The following is a 3,766-nucleotide window of genomic DNA, read 5'->3' as shown; positions in this document are numbered from 1 at the left end:
GTAGGCGACGATCAGCGCGACGGTGAGCTGCGGGATCGCCGAGAGCAGGAAGATGCTCAGGGTGTTGACGATCGAGTTCCAGAACATTCCGTCGCCGAGAATCTCGATGAAGTTCCCTGCCCCGACGAAATCGCCTTGACCTTTGAGCAGGTCCCAGTCGAACACCGCCACGTAGACCGTGTACAGCAACGGGAACAGGCCGACGAGCCCGAACAGCAGGAAGAACGGCGATACGTAGAAATACGGCGAGGCGTTCTGGTCGAACCGGGAGAGGCGGTGTCGACGAGAACCGCGTCTCCCACGCGGGGCTTCGACAGGCTCAGCGGCCACGTCCACGATCGCTGACGCTGTCGCCTGGGTCGCTGAGACCGTCGCCTGGGTCGCTGAGCCTGTCGAAGCGTTCATCAGCCGACCAGGTCGTTCAGCAGCGAGATCGCTTCATCCCAGGCCTGCTGGGTGTTCAGCTCGCCACGATCCAGGCCGCTGAGGGCCGGGCCGAAGACGTTCTCCTGGATGACCGAGTCATCGGCGCCCTTGAACTGCGCGACGACGCCCTTGGCACGCTCGGCGAGGATCGCACCGGTGGGGGCATCGTTGAACAGCGGGTTCGGCGCCGCGGCCGCTGCGAGCTCTTCCTGTGCCTGAACGGTCGACGGGAAGTTACCCGCGGCCTCAGACTGCTTGACCTGCTGCTCGGGCTGGGTCAGCCAGTCGGCGAGAGCAGCGGCCGCCTCTTTGTGCTCGGACGTCTCGGGAACCGAGAGGAACGCGCCGCCCCAGTTGGCCGCGCCGCCGGGGAAGACGTCGGCGAAGTCCCAGCCGGTCGAGGCGTCGCCGCCGCCGGCTTCGAGCTGGCCGGCGATGGTACCGAGCATCCACCCCGGGCAGACGAACGTGGCGAAGGTGCCGTCGACGAACGATTTGCCACCGTTCCAGTCCCAGGCGGCCTGGGCCGCGGACTGGCCACCTTCGGTTGCTTCGCCCAACAGCTCGAAGCGCTCCTTGAGCTCGCCGTTGCCCTCGACGTTGAGCTCGCCGTCAGCGGTGTAGTACCCCTCTTCGAGCTGGTTGACCATCGAGTTCCAGACGAATCCGGAGTGGTCGTACCAGGCCTTGCCGGTTGTGTCGGTGTACTCCTGTCCGACCTCGAAGTAGTTCGCCCAGTCGCCGTCGAGCAGCTCTGCGACGCTCTCGCGATCGCTGGGCAGGCCCGCCGCTTCGAACGCCGGACCGTTGTAGCAGATGCCCGTGGGGCCGATGTCGGTGCCGTAGCCGATCACGCGGCCGTCAGCGTCGGTGCCCTGGTCGTACTTCCAGTCGACCCAGTCGTCCTTGCGATCTTCGATGCCGTAGTCGCGCAGGTCGACGAAGGTGTCGGAAACGTCCATGATGGCACCGAGCCAGCCCTCTTCGATCGCGACGATGTCGCTGAGACCCGAGCCTGCGGCGATCTTCGTGAACGCGTCGGTGCGGGCGTTACCGCCGGTATCGATGTTGGTCGCCTCGATGGTGACGTTCGGGTTGAGGTCTTCGTACTCCTCGTAGAGCTCTTCGTATCCGAAGGTGCCGAAGGTGGTGATGGTCAGGGTGACCTTCTCATCGGCGCTTCCGGAATCTCCCGAGTCCGTGCCGCCGGCGCAGCCGGCCAGCGCAAGTGCGGATACGGATGCGACGGCAGCTGTCGTCAGCATCCGTCGACGGGTACGTGTGTTCACAATTCACTCCTTTGTGTGGTGTTCGAGGTGGTGCGGGTGTCGTTCGAGTCGATGCGCGGATCTGCTGCGGGAGCGCTCCCACGTATCGAACAGTCACTGTATGGGAGCGCTCCCAAACATGTCAAGCCCGCATCCCACAGATGTCAAGCCCGCATCGCCCACGTCAATCCCGCTCTTCCCCGCGCACCGAGACCCCCATGGCAGGATGCTGTCTGTGAGCGATGCGCAGCAGACACCGGCGTCCTGGGCCAAGACGGTGCCCGCGACGCAGTTCTCCGGGCTACGCGAGGTGGAAGATCGCGTCCTCGCCGCCGGGGTTCCCGGCGGCTCGAGAAAGCGCCCGGGCCGGACCGGCGCAGCATCCGGCATCGGAGCGGTGATCCTCATGACCGTGCTGCTGCTGGTCCCCATCGCCGGATGGGTCGCCTTCGTCGATTCGATGCTCTTCGTGCACGACGGCATCATGCGCCTGTTCACCATCGACCTCACCCTCGATACCCGTCTGTGGATGGCGGCGATCTGCTTCGCCATCGCGTGTGCGGAGGGACTCGGGCTGCTGGTGATGTGGCTGCGCTCCGGGCGCGAACGCGACACGTTCTCCGCCGGTCTCGCCTTCGGCATCGCCGTCTTCGCCGGCCTGTCGCTGTTCGCTCTCGTGCGCGACAGGTCCGACTACCTGCCGCAGGGATTCGACGCGCGTGCGCTGCCGATCGCACTGGCTTTCGGCATCGCCCTCGGCAGCGGCCTGGCCATCTCGTTCGGGGCTCGGCGCACCCCGGCTGCGCCACCTGAGCCGTCCGGCCCTGCCGTGTCACGCTCCGCGCTGACCACGCTCTCGGTGCACGACATGACTGCGCTGCTCGACGCACGCCGCCGCGTTCTCGAAACGCTCGCGCACCGCGGCATCATCGACCACGACATCGACGCGCTCGATCGCAGACCGCTCGGGTCGCTGCAATAGCCGACCCGGGCCCGTCCGCGGCGCGCAGGCGCTCAGGTACCCTTGATCGGTGCCCTCTGCCCACCTTTCCCCTGCCCTCACCCGCGCCGAATCGCTGATCCGCAGCGTCCCCGACTACCCCGAGGCCGGGGTGCTGTTCCGCGACATCACGCCGCTGCTGGCCGACGCCGAGGCCCTGCGGGCCACGACCGAGGCCATCATCGAGCCGTTCGCGGGGCAGTTCGACGTCATCGCCGGCATCGAGGCTCGCGGGTTTCTGATCGCGAGCGCCGCGGCCATCGTCGCGAACGTCGGTTTAATTCCGATCCGCAAAGCCGGAAAGCTGCCCCGGCCCGCGGCATCCGTCGACTACGCCCTCGAATACGGCACCGCCACGATCGAGATGCACGATGACCTGCCCGCCGGCTCACGCGTGCTGCTGATCGACGACGTGCTCGCCACCGGTGGCACGCTCGCAGCGGGCCGCCAGCTGGTCGAACGGCTCGGCTCGCACGTCGCAGGCATCTCGGTGCTGTTCGAGATCGACGGACTCGGCGGGCGCGAGCTGATCGGCGACCTGCACACGGTCTTCCGCTCCTAACGGATAGACTGAACTCGCCCGCCTTCCTGCGACATTCGGAGCCGTTCATGCCCACCATCGTCGTCGACGTCATGCCCAAGTCCGAACTGCTCGACCCGCAGGGGAAGGCCGTCTCCGGCGCGTTCGCACGCAAGGGTGTGACCTCCTTCAGCGATGTGCGCATCGGCAAGCGCTTCGAGCTCACGGTCGACGGCGAAGTCACGGATGCCGTACTCGCCGAGGTCAAGAGGCTCGCCGATGACGTGCTCTCCAACGCGGTCATCGAGGATGTCGTCGGCATCGAGGTCGTCGAGTGAGCGTCCGCATCGGCGTCATCACCTGGCCTGGATCGCTCGACGACCGCGACGCGCAGCGCGCTGTCCGACTCGCCGGCGCCGAGCCCGTCGCCCTCTGGCACGGATCGCACGACCTCGAAGGCGTCGACGCGCTCGTCCTTCCCGGTGGCTTCAGCTACGGCGACTACCTGCGAAGCGGCGCGATCGCCGCGCTCTCGCCGATCATGTCCGAGGT

Annotated in this window: 5 protein-coding genes and 1 pseudogene; 4 read left to right on the top strand and 2 right to left on the bottom strand. The window is 66.9% G+C overall.

Features of this window, described 5'->3' with window-relative positions:
* Positions 1–405 (bottom strand): annotated as a pseudogene (locus tag Q1J95_RS15100) (sugar ABC transporter permease); the annotation flags it as partial.
* Complete coding sequence (locus Q1J95_RS15095) at positions 405–1,715, bottom strand: extracellular solute-binding protein (RefSeq protein ID WP_300269119.1); 1,311 nt, start codon at positions 1,713–1,715, stop codon at positions 405–407. The gene Q1J95_RS15095 and the pseudogene Q1J95_RS15100, both read right to left, overlap by 1 nt.
* Positions 1,716–1,929: 214 nt before the next feature.
* Here Q1J95_RS15095 and Q1J95_RS15090 point away from each other — a divergent pair, with 214 nt between their 5' ends.
* The 4 genes from Q1J95_RS15090 to Q1J95_RS15075 all read left to right on the top strand — a co-directional run.
* On the top strand, positions 1,930–2,676 hold the full coding sequence (locus tag Q1J95_RS15090) for a hypothetical protein (protein ID WP_300269118.1): 747 nt from the start codon (positions 1,930–1,932) through the stop codon (positions 2,674–2,676).
* A 49-nt stretch (positions 2,677–2,725) separates the two neighbouring features.
* Entirely contained in the window at positions 2,726–3,256 is a 531-nt protein-coding gene (locus Q1J95_RS15085; RefSeq protein WP_300269116.1) for an adenine phosphoribosyltransferase, read from the top strand.
* A 47-nt stretch (positions 3,257–3,303) separates the two neighbouring features.
* Positions 3,304–3,552 carry a phosphoribosylformylglycinamidine synthase subunit PurS gene (purS, locus tag Q1J95_RS15080; RefSeq protein ID WP_300269113.1) on the top strand — a complete coding sequence of 83 codons (249 nt, stop codon included), beginning with the start codon at positions 3,304–3,306 and terminating at the stop codon, positions 3,550–3,552.
* Positions 3,549–3,766, top strand: a 218-nt coding sequence (locus Q1J95_RS15075) for a phosphoribosylformylglycinamidine synthase subunit PurQ (RefSeq protein ID WP_300269111.1), incomplete at its 3' end; no start/stop codon positions are given. The genes purS and Q1J95_RS15075, both read left to right, overlap by 4 nt.

The sequence above is a fragment of the Microbacterium sp. genome, assembly GCF_029263575.1.
Lineage (GTDB): Bacteria > Actinomycetota > Actinomycetes > Actinomycetales > Microbacteriaceae > Microbacterium.
The sequence above is the reverse complement of the archived record's forward strand: the minus strand, read 5'-3'. Positions and strand labels throughout refer to the sequence as shown.

Excerpts from the sequence above, each read along its gene's own strand:
- purS (WP_300269113.1), top strand. The coding sequence starts at position 3,304 with ATGCCCACCATCGTCGTCGACGTCATGCCCAAGTCCGAACTGCTCGAC.